The organism is Natrinema saccharevitans, assembly GCF_001953745.1.
GTDB lineage: Archaea > Halobacteriota > Halobacteria > Halobacteriales > Natrialbaceae > Natrinema > Natrinema saccharevitans.
The window spans coordinates 2,315,223-2,328,129 of sequence record NZ_LWLN01000001.1 but is presented as its reverse complement, the minus strand read 5'-3'; the positions used below and the strand labels follow the sequence as shown (position 1 = coordinate 2,328,129).

The 12,907-nt window shown below is 68.9% G+C and carries 15 protein-coding genes; 7 read left to right on the top strand and 8 right to left on the bottom strand.

Translation table 11 applies throughout. The features are described 5' to 3' along the window. The first annotated feature begins 4 nt into the window (after positions 1-4). A complete protein-coding gene (locus A6E15_RS11825; protein WP_076146437.1) occupies positions 5-913 on the top strand; it encodes a DMT family transporter in 909 nt (302 codons plus the stop codon). Between the two features lie 194 nt (positions 914-1,107). Here A6E15_RS11825 and fdhF read toward each other — a convergent pair whose 3' ends face one another. Then, a complete protein-coding gene (gene fdhF, locus A6E15_RS11820) occupies positions 1,108-3,246 on the bottom strand; it encodes a formate dehydrogenase subunit alpha (RefSeq protein ID WP_076146435.1) in 2,139 nt (712 codons plus the stop codon). A gap of 592 nt (positions 3,247-3,838) precedes the next feature. Between fdhF and A6E15_RS11815 the strand changes: the two genes are divergently transcribed. Together A6E15_RS11815 and A6E15_RS11810 are read left to right on the top strand one after the other, a co-directional pair. After that, positions 3,839-4,393, top strand: coding sequence for a hypothetical protein (locus tag A6E15_RS11815; protein ID WP_076146433.1), 555 nt, complete (start codon positions 3,839-3,841; stop codon positions 4,391-4,393). Between the two features lie 178 nt (positions 4,394-4,571). Next, positions 4,572-5,204, top strand: coding sequence for a molybdenum cofactor guanylyltransferase (locus A6E15_RS11810; RefSeq protein WP_076146431.1), 633 nt, complete (start codon positions 4,572-4,574; stop codon positions 5,202-5,204). Here the strand turns inward: A6E15_RS11810 and yqeC are convergent, their stop codons facing one another. Next, on the bottom strand, positions 5,205-5,948 hold the full coding sequence (yqeC, locus tag A6E15_RS11805) for a selenium cofactor biosynthesis protein YqeC (RefSeq protein ID WP_076146429.1): 744 nt from the start codon (positions 5,946-5,948) through the stop codon (positions 5,205-5,207). It abuts the gene before it with no gap. 109 nt (positions 5,949-6,057) lie between these two features. Between yqeC and A6E15_RS11800 the strand changes: the two genes are divergently transcribed. The 3 genes from A6E15_RS11800 to A6E15_RS11790 all read left to right on the top strand — a co-directional run bounded on the left by A6E15_RS11800 (position 6,058) and on the right by A6E15_RS11790 (position 8,824). Beyond that, positions 6,058-6,639 carry a flavodoxin domain-containing protein gene (locus A6E15_RS11800; protein WP_076146427.1) on the top strand — a complete coding sequence of 194 codons (582 nt, stop codon included), beginning with the start codon at positions 6,058-6,060 and terminating at the stop codon, positions 6,637-6,639. Between the two features lie 53 nt (positions 6,640-6,692). Next, complete coding sequence (locus A6E15_RS11795; RefSeq protein WP_245800569.1) at positions 6,693-7,478, top strand: hypothetical protein; 786 nt, start codon at positions 6,693-6,695, stop codon at positions 7,476-7,478. A 119-nt stretch (positions 7,479-7,597) separates the two neighbouring features. Continuing rightward, positions 7,598-8,824, top strand: a complete 1,227-nt coding sequence (locus A6E15_RS11790; RefSeq protein ID WP_076146413.1) for an iron-containing alcohol dehydrogenase family protein — start codon at positions 7,598-7,600, stop codon at positions 8,822-8,824. Between the two features lie 7 nt (positions 8,825-8,831). Here the strand turns inward: A6E15_RS11790 and A6E15_RS11785 are convergent, their stop codons facing one another. The 5 genes from A6E15_RS11785 to A6E15_RS11765 form a co-directional block, all read right to left on the bottom strand. Continuing rightward, complete coding sequence (locus tag A6E15_RS11785) at positions 8,832-9,290, bottom strand: hypothetical protein (protein ID WP_076146411.1); 459 nt, start codon at positions 9,288-9,290, stop codon at positions 8,832-8,834. 40 nt (positions 9,291-9,330) lie between these two features. Further along, on the bottom strand, positions 9,331-10,062 hold the full coding sequence (gene queC, locus A6E15_RS11780; RefSeq protein WP_076146409.1) for a 7-cyano-7-deazaguanine synthase QueC: 732 nt from the start codon (positions 10,060-10,062) through the stop codon (positions 9,331-9,333). A gap of 17 nt (positions 10,063-10,079) precedes the next feature. Then, positions 10,080-10,868, bottom strand: coding sequence for a 7-carboxy-7-deazaguanine synthase QueE (locus A6E15_RS11775; RefSeq protein WP_076146407.1), 789 nt, complete (start codon positions 10,866-10,868; stop codon positions 10,080-10,082). A gap of 1 nt (position 10,869) precedes the next feature. Then, on the bottom strand, positions 10,870-11,349 hold the full coding sequence (locus A6E15_RS11770) for a 6-pyruvoyl trahydropterin synthase family protein (protein ID WP_076146405.1): 480 nt from the start codon (positions 11,347-11,349) through the stop codon (positions 10,870-10,872). A gap of 115 nt (positions 11,350-11,464) precedes the next feature. Continuing rightward, positions 11,465-11,821 carry a winged helix-turn-helix domain-containing protein gene (locus A6E15_RS11765; RefSeq protein WP_066302345.1) on the bottom strand — a complete coding sequence of 119 codons (357 nt, stop codon included), beginning with the start codon at positions 11,819-11,821 and terminating at the stop codon, positions 11,465-11,467. Between the two features lie 137 nt (positions 11,822-11,958). Here A6E15_RS11765 and A6E15_RS11760 point away from each other — a divergent pair, with 137 nt between their 5' ends. After that, positions 11,959-12,642, top strand: coding sequence for a competence/damage-inducible protein A (locus A6E15_RS11760; protein ID WP_076146403.1), 684 nt, complete (start codon positions 11,959-11,961; stop codon positions 12,640-12,642). Positions 12,643-12,686: 44 nt separating this feature from the next. Here A6E15_RS11760 and A6E15_RS21695 read toward each other — a convergent pair whose 3' ends face one another. After that, positions 12,687-12,821 (bottom strand): hypothetical protein, encoded by a 135-nt coding sequence (locus tag A6E15_RS21695; protein ID WP_277612927.1) that lies wholly within the window; start codon positions 12,819-12,821, stop codon positions 12,687-12,689. Positions 12,822-12,907: the final 86 nt, after the last annotated feature.

Below are 12,907 nucleotides of genomic sequence, written 5' to 3'. Positions count from 1 at the left end.
AGCGATGGACGTGCGCGTCGACCGCGAGCCGGCACCGCTGCTCGCCCTCGGGGTCGCGGTGGCCGCGGCGAGTACCAGCGCCGTCCTCGTCCGCTGGAGTGCGGCCCCGAGTTCGGTCGCGGCGTTCTACCGCGTTCTCTTCACGACGGTACTGGTCGCGCCAGTCGCCGCGACCCGCCACCGCGGGGCCTTCACACGGCTCTCCGTCCGGGACCTCGCGGGCGCGGTCGTCGCCGGCGTCGCGCTGGCGGTCCACTTCGCCGCGTGGTTCGAGAGTCTCGCACACACCAGCGTCGCCGCCAGCGTCACGCTCGTCCAGAGCCAGCCGGTCTTCGTCGCGCTGGGGGCGTGGCTGGTCCTCGGCGAGCGACTCACGCGAGCGACCGCCGCCGGGATCGCCGTCGCGCTCGCGGGGGCGACGGCGATGTCGCTCGGCGACGCTGGCGGTTCGGCCCTCGCCGGGACGACGACGTACGGCAACGCCCTCGCCCTGCTCGGCGCGGTGACCGTCGCCGGCTACGTGCTGGCCGGCCGCTCGATCCGCCAGCGGGTCCCGCTCTTTCCCTACGTCACCGTCGTCTACGGTGCCTGCGCGGTCGCGCTCTTCGCCCTCGTGGGCCTGCAGGGCCACGCCTACGTCGGCTATCCGCCCCGCGAGTGGGCGCTCTTTCTCGCGCTGGCGGTCGGCCCCGGCCTCCTCGGCCACACGGTGAGCAACTGGGCGCTCGCTCACCTCGAGTCGGTCGTCGTCAGCGTCGCCTGGCTCGGCGAACCGGTCGGCGCGACGCTGCTCGCGCTCGCCCTGCTGGGGGAGGTCCCGACCCCGGTCACGATCGCCGGCGGCCTCGTCGTAATCGCCGGCGTCGCGGTGACGACGCTCGAGCGGGACCGGCGCGCCGACGCGGCGGGCTGAAGCTGGAGTGAGTTCGAACCCGCCAGCGCCGCGACCACTGCTGTCGGCGGCCCCGCGTCGCGATTCGAGCAGTCTGCGAGGACTGTGACCGACCGCTCGTCGAATTGGCCGTCGGCGAGTCGGCGACCGACCCGTGGCTCGAGGTGGCCGGCGTCGCCCTCGCGGACGAATCGCCGTCCGAGCCCCGAGACGGCTCAGTCGTCGGCCGCGGGATCGGCGGTCTCGCCGAGCGGCTCGATGTCGACGTCGATCTCCGCGGCCGCGGCCTTGTACTCGGGGATCTTCGCGCGCTCATCGAGGACGTGGTTCGTCAGCTTGTTCGCCGACGCGGCGGCGAAATGCGGCGTCGTCCAGACGACGCCCTCCGTCGTGTCCTCGGTGACGTGGGCCTCGAGTGTGATCTCGCCCCGCCGCGAGCGCAGGCGGACGTACTCGCCGTCCTCGATCCCGTACCGCTCTGCGTCCGCGGGATGCACGTCCACGAAGTTCTCCGGGGTCTGCTTGTTCAGCGTCGGCGAGCGGGTACTCATCGTCCCGGTGTTGTAGTGTTCCTCGAGGCGGGCGGTCGTGAGGATCAGCGGGTACTCGTCGTCGGGGGTCTCCGCGGGCGGGGTGTGTTCGACCCCCTCGATGTGGCCCAGACCGCTCTCGGTCTCGAACTCGTCCTCGTAGAGGAACGGATCACCCTCGTCGCCGGGCTCGTAGCAGGGCCAGTGCAGCCCCTCCTCGCCGAGCAGGTCGTAAGTCATCCCGTGGTAGCTGGGACAGACCTGCCGGAGTTCCTCGAAGATCTCCTCGGGGTCCGCGAAGTCGAACCCCTTATCGAACAGCCGCGTCCCGATCTCGGTCAGGATCTCCCGGTCGTGTCTCGTGTTCTCGTGGACTTTTCCGACGCCGCGCATCCGCTGGACCCGCCGGTCGGTATTGGTGACGGTGCCGCCCCGTTCGGCCCACGTCGTCGCCGGCAGGATCACGTCGGCGTAGTCCGCGGTCTCCGTGTGGAAGATGTCCTGCACGACGGTGAACTCGAGGTCCGCGAGCCGCTCGGCGACGGCGTTGGCGTCGGGTTCGCTCATGACGGGGTTCTCGCCCATGACGTAGAGGCCCTTGATCGAGTCGCCCGCCTCGTAGGAAATCTCGACGTTCGTCAGCCCGGGCTCGTCGGGGATCTCGAAGCCCCACACGTCTTCGACCGATTCGCGGGCCTCGTCGTCGTCGACCAGCTGGTAGCCCGGCAGGACGTTCGGCATCGCGCCGACGTCACAGGTCCCCTGGACGTTGTTCTGGCCCCGCAGTGGGTTGACGCCGGTGCCGGGCCGCCCGAGGTTGCCGGTGATCAGCGCGAGGTTGATCTCGTTTTGCACGTTGTCGACGCCGCAGGCGTGCTGGCTCATCCCCATCCCGGTGAAGATGGCCGCGTTGTCGGCCGTCGCGTACTGCTTCGCGGCCAGTTCGATCGCCTCGAGCGGGACGCCACACTCCTCGGCCGCGGCTTCTTTGTCGAAGTCCTCGAGCGTCGCTTTCAGGTCCTCGAACCCTTCGGTGCGCTCCGCGACGAAGGCCTCGTCGATCCAGCCGTCCTCGGGGTTCTCCTCGTGGTGCTCGAGGATCGTCTTGAGGACGATGTTCAGCAGCGGGATGTCGGTGCCCGGATTCAGTTGCAGGTGCTGGTGGGGGTCGGTGTCGTCGATCTCGAACGACCGCGTCGTCTTGTTCGCGTGGGGGTCGACCTGGATGACGGTCGCGCCCTCCAGCACCGCCTGCCGGAAGTACTGGCTGTTCGCGATGGGGTGTTGCTCGCCCGGGTTCGCGCCCTGAATCCAGAACAGGTCCGCCTCTTCGCGGAGGTCGCGCATACTGTTGGTCATCGCTCCCGCGCCGAGACTCGTCCGCAGCGCCCAGACCGTGGAGGCGTGGCACATCCGCGTGCAGTTGTCGACGTTGTTGGTGCCGTACCGGCGGGCCAGCTTCTGGAGGAGGTAGTTCTCCTCGTTCATCACTTTCGAGGAGCCGAAAAAGCCCATCGCGTCCGGGCCGTACTCCTCGCGGATCCGCTCGAGTTCGTCGGCGACGTACTCGTAGGCCTCCTCCCAGGAGGCCTCGCGGAACTCGCCGTCCTCCTTGATCCGCGGCTCGGTGAGCCGGTCCTCGTGGTCGACCACCTCCGTCGCCGCGCCGCCTTTGATGCAGATCCGGCCCTCGTTGACCGGGGCTTCGCCCCACGGCATGAACCGGACGTCGCCGGACTCCTCGCCCGGTTGTACTTTGATCCCGCAGCCGACCCCGCAGTACGGACAGATCGTCTTGACTGGCTCCTGTTGATCGCTGGACATCGAGGTTGCACCCGTTGCCCGACCGGTCCACACCCACGTGCATGATGTTTTCTACCATGATGGTGGTATGTGGCGCTCGATTGACAGTCGCAAGGTTTCTTTACAGGCTGTCGAGGCGAATGCCACGGGGCTTGACCCCGAGGTGGTTCACGCTGGCCCACGGGTGATGCTCGCGTTATCGTAGCCACTGACAGTCATTGCACACCTGATCGCACGATAGCGTTGCGATCAGTGTGTGGATCGTTTCAGTGGCTACGATAGTGCAACCGGGCTCGTCGACGGATGAAACAGTAGTTGCCCTACGTCAGCTCCGGCGGAAGATCGTCGACACCACACGCCTGGAGTACTTGGCGAACGTGGAAATCCTTCTCCGACGGATCATCGTTCTGTAACGCTTCCTCTAAATGTTGTCTCGATTCAGTACTTAGCTCCCCCATTTCGTTCCACAGTATGCTCGGTAGACGATTTAAATTGTTTGATGCCTTTTCTGATTTCCTGTGGACAGTTCTCCTCCGCGGTCCTCGGGCACATCGGTCCCGGATCGAGGTCACCGGGACAACACCTACGGACCACTGTGCCAAACGGCCCCACGATGGAACTCTCCGCCTCACTCGTCGCTTCGAAGGCCCGCGAGTACCGCGAGCGGGAGCCGCTGTACGCCGTCGAGGCCGAACAGCTCGAGACGCTGCCGGCCGCCTTCGCGGCCGGCGAGTACGGCCGCCGGGACGCCGTCTGGGTCGTCCGGTGGTACTACCGGCGCTTCCTCGGCGATTACCCCGACGACGAGCGCCGCGCGGCCGAGGACCGCTTCCGGAACAACGACTTCGACGCCGTCCGCGACGCCATCGCCGAGGCCGTCGGGGCGGGCGACGCCACGGAGGCAGTCGACGCGCTGACTCGCCTCGAGGCCGTCGACGTCCCCGTCGCCGCGGCGTTTTGCATGTTCCTCGATCCCGACGAGTACGTCGTCGTTGGCCCACGGGAGTGGGCTGTGCTTCGCGAGGCCGACGAACTCGAGCGGCCCTACCCCGATCCGCCGTCGGCGTCGGGCTACGAACGCTACCTCGAGCGCTGCCGGGCCCTCACCGACCGGTTCGATTGCGACTGCTGGACGCTGTACCGGGCGCTCTGGCGGCTCGCCGACTGATACGGATGCCGTCCCGATGTCCCGGCGCAACCGCCGCTCGGGTCGCGGTTGCGCCGGCAATGGCTGACAGTGGTCCGTCCGAGTACTGACTCCGCCTCGACTGTCCGCCCCCAGCCGCCGTCACCGGGGCGTTCCCGTCGGCGGGACGCTTTTGGGACCGCTGGACGAACGCTTGGCTATGTCCCTCGAGTCCGACCGGTCCGCCGTCGTCCTCGCGGGGGGCCACTCGACCCGCTTTGGCGACGCGGACAAGGCCGTCGCCGACCTCGCGGGTACGCCGATGCTCCGCCGGGTCGTCGACCGCCTCGATTCGATCGTCGACGAGGTCGTCGTCAACTGCCGAGAGGACCAGGTACCGGCGATCGAGGACGCGCTCGCGGGCGGCCCAGCGGCGACGTTCGCCGTCGATCCGGTCCCGGACCGCGGACCGATGGCGGGCATCATGACCGGTCTCCGGGCCGCGACCGGGGAGTACGCCGCCGTCGTCGCCTGCGACATGCCCTTCGTCGACCCGGCACTGATCGCCCACTGCTTCGAGCGGGCCGCCGGCCGCGAGGCCGCGGTGCCCCGCGTCGACGACCAGTGGTTCCAGACCACGCAGGCCGTCTACCGAACCGACCCGATGATCGCGGCCTGCGAGCGCGCCTTGAAGCGGGGCGACCGCCGGATCGTCGAACCGCTGTCGGACCTCGACTACGCCGTCGTCGACGAGGACGAGGTCCGCGAATACGCGTCGCTCGAGACCTTCGAGAACGTAAACACCCGCGAGGAGTTCGCGGCGGCGGCCGAGCGGCTCGCGACCGACTCCTGATCAGCGCTCGAGGACCTCGACGATCGGCTCGTCGTCGATCATCCGCGCCAGGACGACCCGTGAGACGGCCGGCGCTCGCTCGAGCAGCTCCCGGCCGATCGCCGCGGCGGTCTCGCGCAGTTCCGGTCCGTCGACCTTGTTGAGTAGCGGGACGACCGTCGCGCCCTCGGGGACCCCTCCCAGCCCGCCGCGGTCGCTCGCGAGGACCCGGGCCACGTCGACGGGGCGGATCGCGTCGCCGCGATCGAGGCCGGTGATCGCCGCCACCCGCTCGGGCCGGTGGACCGTCTCGGCCGCGAGCGGTTCCCCGACGGCCCGGACGCTCGCGATCGGAATGACGGTGTCGACGCTCGTGGGGAGTTGTGGCTCGCGGTCGTTCGGGGCCTTGAACTCCCGGGTCCGCGCCCCGTCGGCCTTGACGAGGACGAGGTCGGCGGCGTCCGCGAGGCCGTCGACGACCGCGGGATCGTAGCCCGCGTAGCGGTCCTCGCCGTCCCGTTCGGGGACGATCCCGATCGGCCACGATTCGGCGCGCTCGAGCGCCGCCGCGGGGTCGTCCGTGACGGCGACGCGATCGACGCGGCGGTCGAAGATGGGGATCCGGACCGTCGCGGTCACGGCCGCTCGGAGCGACCGCTCGCGGGCGGCTCGGGCCGCCAGCGCGTACAGCGTCGTCTTCTTCCCGCCCGCGCCGACGACTGCGACGAGGCCGGACTCGACCCGGAGCGCCTCGAGGGGGTCCATACCGGTGCTACGACGGACGCCGGCTAATCCTTTGGGCCGGATGGTTGCCGATACGCGGGACTCTACGACTCCTTTATCGGAGACAGTCGCGTAGGGAGACCGACTGACAATGAGTTCGATTCTCGTCTGTTACGGCACCGGAGAGGGACAGACCGCGACGGTCGCCGACCGAATCGTCGACGTCCTCGCCGACCGCGGCCACGACGCCACCGCGCTCGACGCCGCCGATCTCCCGCCCGCGTTCGATCTCGAGGCGTTCGACGCCGTCCTCGTCGGGGCGTCGATCCACGTGGGGAAACACCAGCCGGCCGTTCGGGAGTTCGTCAGCGCCAACCGCGACGCGCTGGCCGCGCGGCCGACCGGGTTCTTTCAGCTGTCCCTGTCCTCCGCCGTGACCGACGAGGCCCGGCGGGCGGACGCGGCCGGCTACGTCGACGCGTTCCTCGAGGAGACGGGCTGGCGTCCCGACCGGATCGCCCGCTTCGGCGGCGCGCTCCGGTACTCGAAGTACGGCTTTCTCAAGCGGGTCGTGATGAAACGGATCGCCCGGGAGGCGACCGGCGACACGGACGCGTCCCGCGACTACGAGTACACGGACTGGCACGAGGTCGAGGCGTTCGCCGCAGACTTCGCCGCGTTCGTCGAGGGTCGTCTCGGCGCGCGGTCGCCCGAACCGGACGGCCGGCGGTGACTCGACCGTCCGTGACTCGGCCCGTCCTTCCCCGGTCGTCCGTTCTCGCATCGGTGGCGACGGTCGTACTGACGAGTACCGCGACGACGGTGGGGCTGTTCGTTCCCGGCTTCTATCGCGACGCGCCGGTCCTCCTGCCGCAGGTGTACGGACAGGACCTGCTGACGCTCGTCGTCGCCGTCCCCGCGCTGGTCGCGTCGCTGTTCTTCGCGGTCCGGGGCTCGCTCAGGGCGTACGTCGCCTGGCTCGGCGTAACCGGCTACCTGCTGTACACGTACGCCTCCTACGCCTTCATGACCGCGTTCAACGAACTGTATCTCGTCTACGTCGCGTTGCTCTGGCTGACGCTGTTCGCGTTCGTCGACGGGATGGCCCGTCTCGATCCCGCCGCACTGAAACGGCGGATCGGCGAGTCCTCGGTCCGGTCGTACGTGGCCTTTCAACTCCTGTTGGTCGGACTGGTCTCGGCTCTCTGGCTGTCGGCGGTCCTCCCGGCGATCCTCGCGGGGACTACACCGCCGAGCATCGCCGATGCCGGGCTCCCGACGTCCGTCATCTACTCGCTCGACCTCGGGATCGTCGTTCCGGCGTTCGCGCTGTCGGCGCACTGGCTTCGGAACCGCCGGCCGTGGGGGTACGCGTTCACCGCGGTCCTGCTCGTCAAGATCGCAACCCTCGGCGGGGCCGTGCTGGCGATGACGCTGTTTATGATCCGCGACGGTCAGTCGGTGCCGGCCCCGCAAATCGTCATCTTCGGTGCGTTGACGCTCGTCGGCGCAGTCCTGACGGGTCGGTTCTTGTATTCCATCGGTCCGGAGACGGGGCCCGTCGTCGACTGATCGGCGTCTATAGTCCGAGTATCTCCCGTGCCTGCGCCGGGTCGCGGCCCCCCCCCCCCCCCCGCGAGCGGATCGCCGCTGCTCGCGCTTTTAACACCGGCCAGTTCGTATGGGTGTCCATGACACCGTCCGACGCGAGCGGCCGCGACCCGGCGTTCCGATTCGACTACCAGCCACCGACGATCCGGTTCGGGACCGGCTGCGTCGACGACCTCGCGGCCGAACTCGAGGCGCTGGGCCTCGAGCGGGCGCTGGTCGTCTGTGGCTCGACCGTCGGGAGTACGCCCGCGGTCGTCGACTCCGTCACGGAGGGGTTGGGCGACCGGCTGGCCGGCGTCTTCGCCGGGACGACGCCGAGAAAGCGGCTCGCGACGGCGATCGAGGGACGCGAACGCCTGCAGGCCGCGGACGCGGACGCGCTCGTGGCCCTGGGCGGCGGCAGCAGCCTCGACGTGGCGACGGCTATCAGCGTCCTCGCGGCGGACGATCGCACTCACGAAGACGTCGCCGCCGAGTTCGCAGAAACGGGGACGATCGCGGTGCCCGACGAGGGGCTGGTGCCGATCGTCACGGTTCCGACGACGTTGGCCGGGGCCGACCTCTCGATGGTCGCGGGCGTCACCGCCGCGCCCGACTCGAGCCCGGTCGACGAGGAGAGCGGCGGCGGCATCTCGGGTCCCGACCTGATGCCCGCGGCGGCGGTCTACGACCCGGAACTGGTCGCGACCACGCCCGACTCGATACTGGCGGGCTCGGCCATGAACGGCTTCGACAAGGGGATCGAGACGCTCTACGCGAGCAACGCCACGCCGGTGACCGACGCGACGGCGAGACGCGGCCTCGAGACGCTCGCGGACGGCCTCCGGACGTTCGGCGACGGCGACCGCTCGATCGAGACGTTCGAGACGATCCTCGAGGGGATCGTCCTCGTGCAGTACGGCATCTCCCGGCCCGGCGAGACGACGGCCTCGATCGCTCACGCCTTCGGCCACGCCCTCACCCGGACCCACGCGGTCCAGCAGGGCGCGGCTCACGCCGTCGTCGTCCCGCACGTCCTCGCGTATCTCTTCGAGCGGGAGGGTGTCGACGCGCGAGCCGGCGCGCTCGCGGACGCGCTCGGCGTCGACGACGCGGCGGACCGCGAGGCCGCGGTCGTCGAGGCGGTCACCGAGATCCGGGACGCGCTCGAGGTGCCCGCGCGGCTCCGGGACGTCGACGGCCCCGAGCCCGAGGAGTTCACGGCGGTCGCCGAGGCGGTCCTCGCGGATCCGTTCATGACCAACGCGCCGCCGGGGCTCGAGCCGACCGTCGACGAAATCGAGGGGGTTCTCGAGGCGGCGTGGTAGAGGGGTTTCAGCGGTCGGTACCGATCCGCGACTCTCCGACGGCCGTCGGCGGTTCGACGCCGCGGTGGAACGGCGAGACTAGTCTGACGAGATAGATCGACAGGACCGTTCCGCAGGCGGTCAGGAGGAAGCAGACGGTCGGATTCCCGAGGTCGATCAACCGCAGGAGACTGAGGCCGACCCCGCCGATCACGAACGAGAGCACCTGCTCGACGCCGGCCCAGTCCGGGAGCTGATCGGCGAGGCCCTCTCGGTAGTACGCGACGTACCAGAAGCCACCGCACGCGCCGAGTACCACTGCAGGCCAGTACTCGCGGGGAGCCGGAAGCCCGGCGTCGAAGTGGACGATCGAGGCGTACAGCGGGAGTCCGACGAGCAACGCCACGAACTCGCCGCGACGCCCGTCCGGAACCTGCCAGCTCCCGTCGTCCCGGAACCACTCGCGGAGCCGTTGCCGCCGTGCCATCGGCCGTTCGATTCATCGCAATCGACTGTGAATCGTTCCATCACGCCTCGTCGGCGTAGGACGGCCGCTCGGCGTACTCGATCGGGTCGCGAACGCCGACGTTTCGGAACGCCTGCAGCCGGAACGCGCAGGCGTCGCAGGTGCCACAGGCGGGTTCGTTCTCCCGGTAACAGCTCCAGGTGTGTTCGTAGGGCACCTCGAGTTCGACGCCGCGCTCGGCGATGTCGGTCTTCGAGTGCTCGACGAACGGCGCTTCGACCGAGATCTCGGTCTCGGGTTTGGTCCCGACGTCAACCACATCCTCGAACGCCTCGAAGAACGCGGGGCGACAGTCGGGATACCCCGAAAAGTCCTCGCTGTGGGCCCCGATGAAGACCGCCTCGCAGTCATTGGCCTCGGCGTAGGAGACGGCCATCGCCAGCAGATTGGCGTTCCGGAAGGGAACGTAGGAGGTCGGAATCTCGTCGCTCTCCATGTCCGCGTCGGCGACCGCAATCTCGTCGTCGGTCAGACTCGAGGCCCCGATCGCCGAGAGGTGGTCGGTCTCGAGCCGCAGGAAGTCGGCCGCGTCGAACTCGTCGGCCAGCCGGCGGGCACACTCGAGTTCCCGGTCCTCGGTGCGCTGGCCGTAGGAGGTATGGAGGGCGTAGATCTCGTAGCCCCGGTCGCGGGCGACGGCGGCGGCGGTGGCGCTGTCCATTCCGCCGGAGAGGAGGACGACGGCGCGTTTGGCGGACGATTCGTCGGTCGGAGAGTTACTGGTGGCAGTCATGGTCGGATCGATGAGTGTTACGTCTCGGGGGCGTCGTTCCAGAGGTCGACGTGCAGGCGTGGCGTGTACCGGAAGCCATGCTCCATCGCGAGGTCGGCGACTCGGGTCCGCGTCTCCGCGAGGCGCTCGCGGGTCGCGCCCTCGGGCATCAGGAGGACGTCGTCGTCGCGGATCGGGACCGCGGCGGCGTCGCGGAGATCGTCGAGCAATTCCAGGATCTCCGGCATGTCGTCGCCGTCGGTCACGACGAACTTCAGCTGGACGTCGTAGGTCTCGACCAGCCGGGCGAGCGTGTCCACGTCGATCCGGTCGCGCTCGTGGCGCGTTTCCCACTCGCCCGCGTCGGCGTCCGCCGGCGCGCGCTCCGGCGTCGGCGTGCTGCTCTCGAGCTTCGGGCTGATCGAGGCGAGGTCGATCGGCGCGTCCCGGTAGATCGTCCCGTTGGTTTCGACGGTGGTGTGATACCCCCGCTCGTCGAGAGCCTCGAGCAGGTCGACACTCTCCTGGTGGAGCAGCGGTTCGCCGCCGGTCAGGACGACGTGGTCGGCGTCGCGGGTCCCGATCTCGGCGAGGATCTCCTCGAGACCGAGCCACGCGTGGGTGGGCTCCCAGGAGGTGTGATAGGAGTCACAGAACCAACACCGGAGGTTACAGCCGCTCGTGCGGACGAACGTCGACGGAACGCCGGCGAGGGTTCCCTCCCCCTGCAGGGAGTGAAACAACTCGTTGATCGGCAGGCCGTCCGGCGTCTCCTCGCCGCCGGTTTCCGTGCCGGACTCGCGATCGACGGAGTCGGAAACCGGCATCTCAGAACCCGCTCCCCCCGCAGAGTTCGCTCGTCTCGCTGACCTGTACGGCGACGTCGGTGACCGTCTCGGGCAGGGCCGCGGCGAGCTTTCGCTCCAGGACGACGCTCATCACCTCCGCAGTCGGCGGGTTCTCGAGGACGACGACGCCGTCCCCGTCGCCGGCCGCCTCGAAGGCCTCGATCAGTGGGTCGCCGACCTCGAGCAGGAACCGGTGGTCCCACTCGGATATTACGTCTGTAATATCGCCTTTGTCGGCGATCCATCCGTCCTCGGTGAGTCGACCCGTCACGGTGACGGCGATCTCGTAGTTGTGGCCGTGGGGGCGGGCACACTTGCCGTCGTGGTGTCGTATCCGGTGGCCGGTACTGATCCGGATCGGTCGGTCGCGGCCGACGTGGAGGGTGCGGCGCGCGCCGACGATCGCGTCGTCGGTCGCTGCATCGGTGCCGCGTTCGCGGGGATCGGCGGAATCTATCATACCACGATATTCTCGCGAGAATACTTAAGGATGACCGAACGGTCGCCGCGCTGGGGCTGGATTCGCCCGTCGCAGCGAATGGAACGCGGGTCGTCCCGCCTGCCGGCTCGAGGCGTCAGTCCTCGAGTTTGTCCTGAAGCCTGTTTTTGGCCTCGGTCCGGCGCTTCCGGGAGAACTCGGGGCCGTCGCTCGAGAAGTCGATCTCGATCTCGTCGAGCGTCCGGCGATAGATGTTGGTCCGTCGCCCCTCGTCGGAGAGCTGTCGACCTTCGCAGGTCAACAGCCCGGCGTCGACGAGTTCTTCGATTCGGCGATAACAGGTCGCGATGGGGATCTCGATGTCCTCGCTGAGCGCCTGCGCTGATTTCGGCGTACCGGCCGCACAGAGGATCTCCGCGCTGTATTTGCTCCCCAGCGCGGACAGCACTGCGGCCGAGTCCGCCTCCGTTCGTTCCGTCCGACTCCGAGACATAGTACCCTCCTTACTAAGTATCAGGATTGAATCTTGTGGTTACCGTGAGTACTACTTTATCCGACATATAGGGGGCCCGCGGGCGGCGATCGGTCGAGGGCGAGACGCATTTGGGGATTCGGCCCGAACGACGGGGTATGAACGTCGCGGTCGTAACGGTCGGGGACGAACTGCTCGCCGGACGAACGACGGACACGAACGCCACGTGGCTCTGTTCGGAACTCGACGACCGCGGCGTCACCGTCGGCCGGGTGACCACGGTCCCCGATCGCGTGGCCGACATCGCCCGCGTGGTAAACGAGTACCGGGCGGAGTACGACGCCGTCATCGTCACCGGGGGGCTGGGCCCGACCCACGACGATCTCACCATGGACGGGGTCGCGGCGGCTCTCGGGCGCGAAGTCGAGGAACACGACGCCGCACTGGCCTGGCTCGAGGAGGACGGCTACACGCGGGACGATCTCGCGGCGGGAACGGCCGACTTACCCGCCGGCGCGCGGGCCCTGCACAACGACGCGGGGGTCGCTCCGGGTGCGGCCCTCGAAGGGGTCTACGTCCTCCCGGGCGTCCCGGCGGAGATGAAGGCGATGTTCGAGTCGATCGCCGACGAGTTCGCGGGGACCCAGACCTACCGCGAGACGGTCGTCGCCGCCGAGGCCGAGAGCGCCCTGCTCGATCGGATCGCCGACGTCCGCGAGCGGTTCGATGTTTCGGTGGGTAGCTACCCCGGCGAGTCGGTCAGACTCGAACTGACCGGGACCGACGAGGCGACGGTCGCCGACGCCGCCGGCTGGCTCCGCGAACGGGTCGACTCGCCCTGAGACGGTCCGTCGTACCGGAAACGACGGCCGATCTCCGTCCGAACTCAGCGGTAGAGAGAGACCACCCAGGCGACCGTCACCAGGAGGCCGAGTGCGAGCGCGCCCCAGCCGACGATCTCCATCGGCAGTTCCGGTTCCGTTTCCGTCGCGAGAACAGCGGCCTCGATCAGTGTTGACATAGTCGGCGATCGGTACCCGTCCCCCTTAATTGTTCAGAAAGCGAGCGGGTCGGCTACGCCGCCCAAAGCCGGTCGAGCCCGAAGTT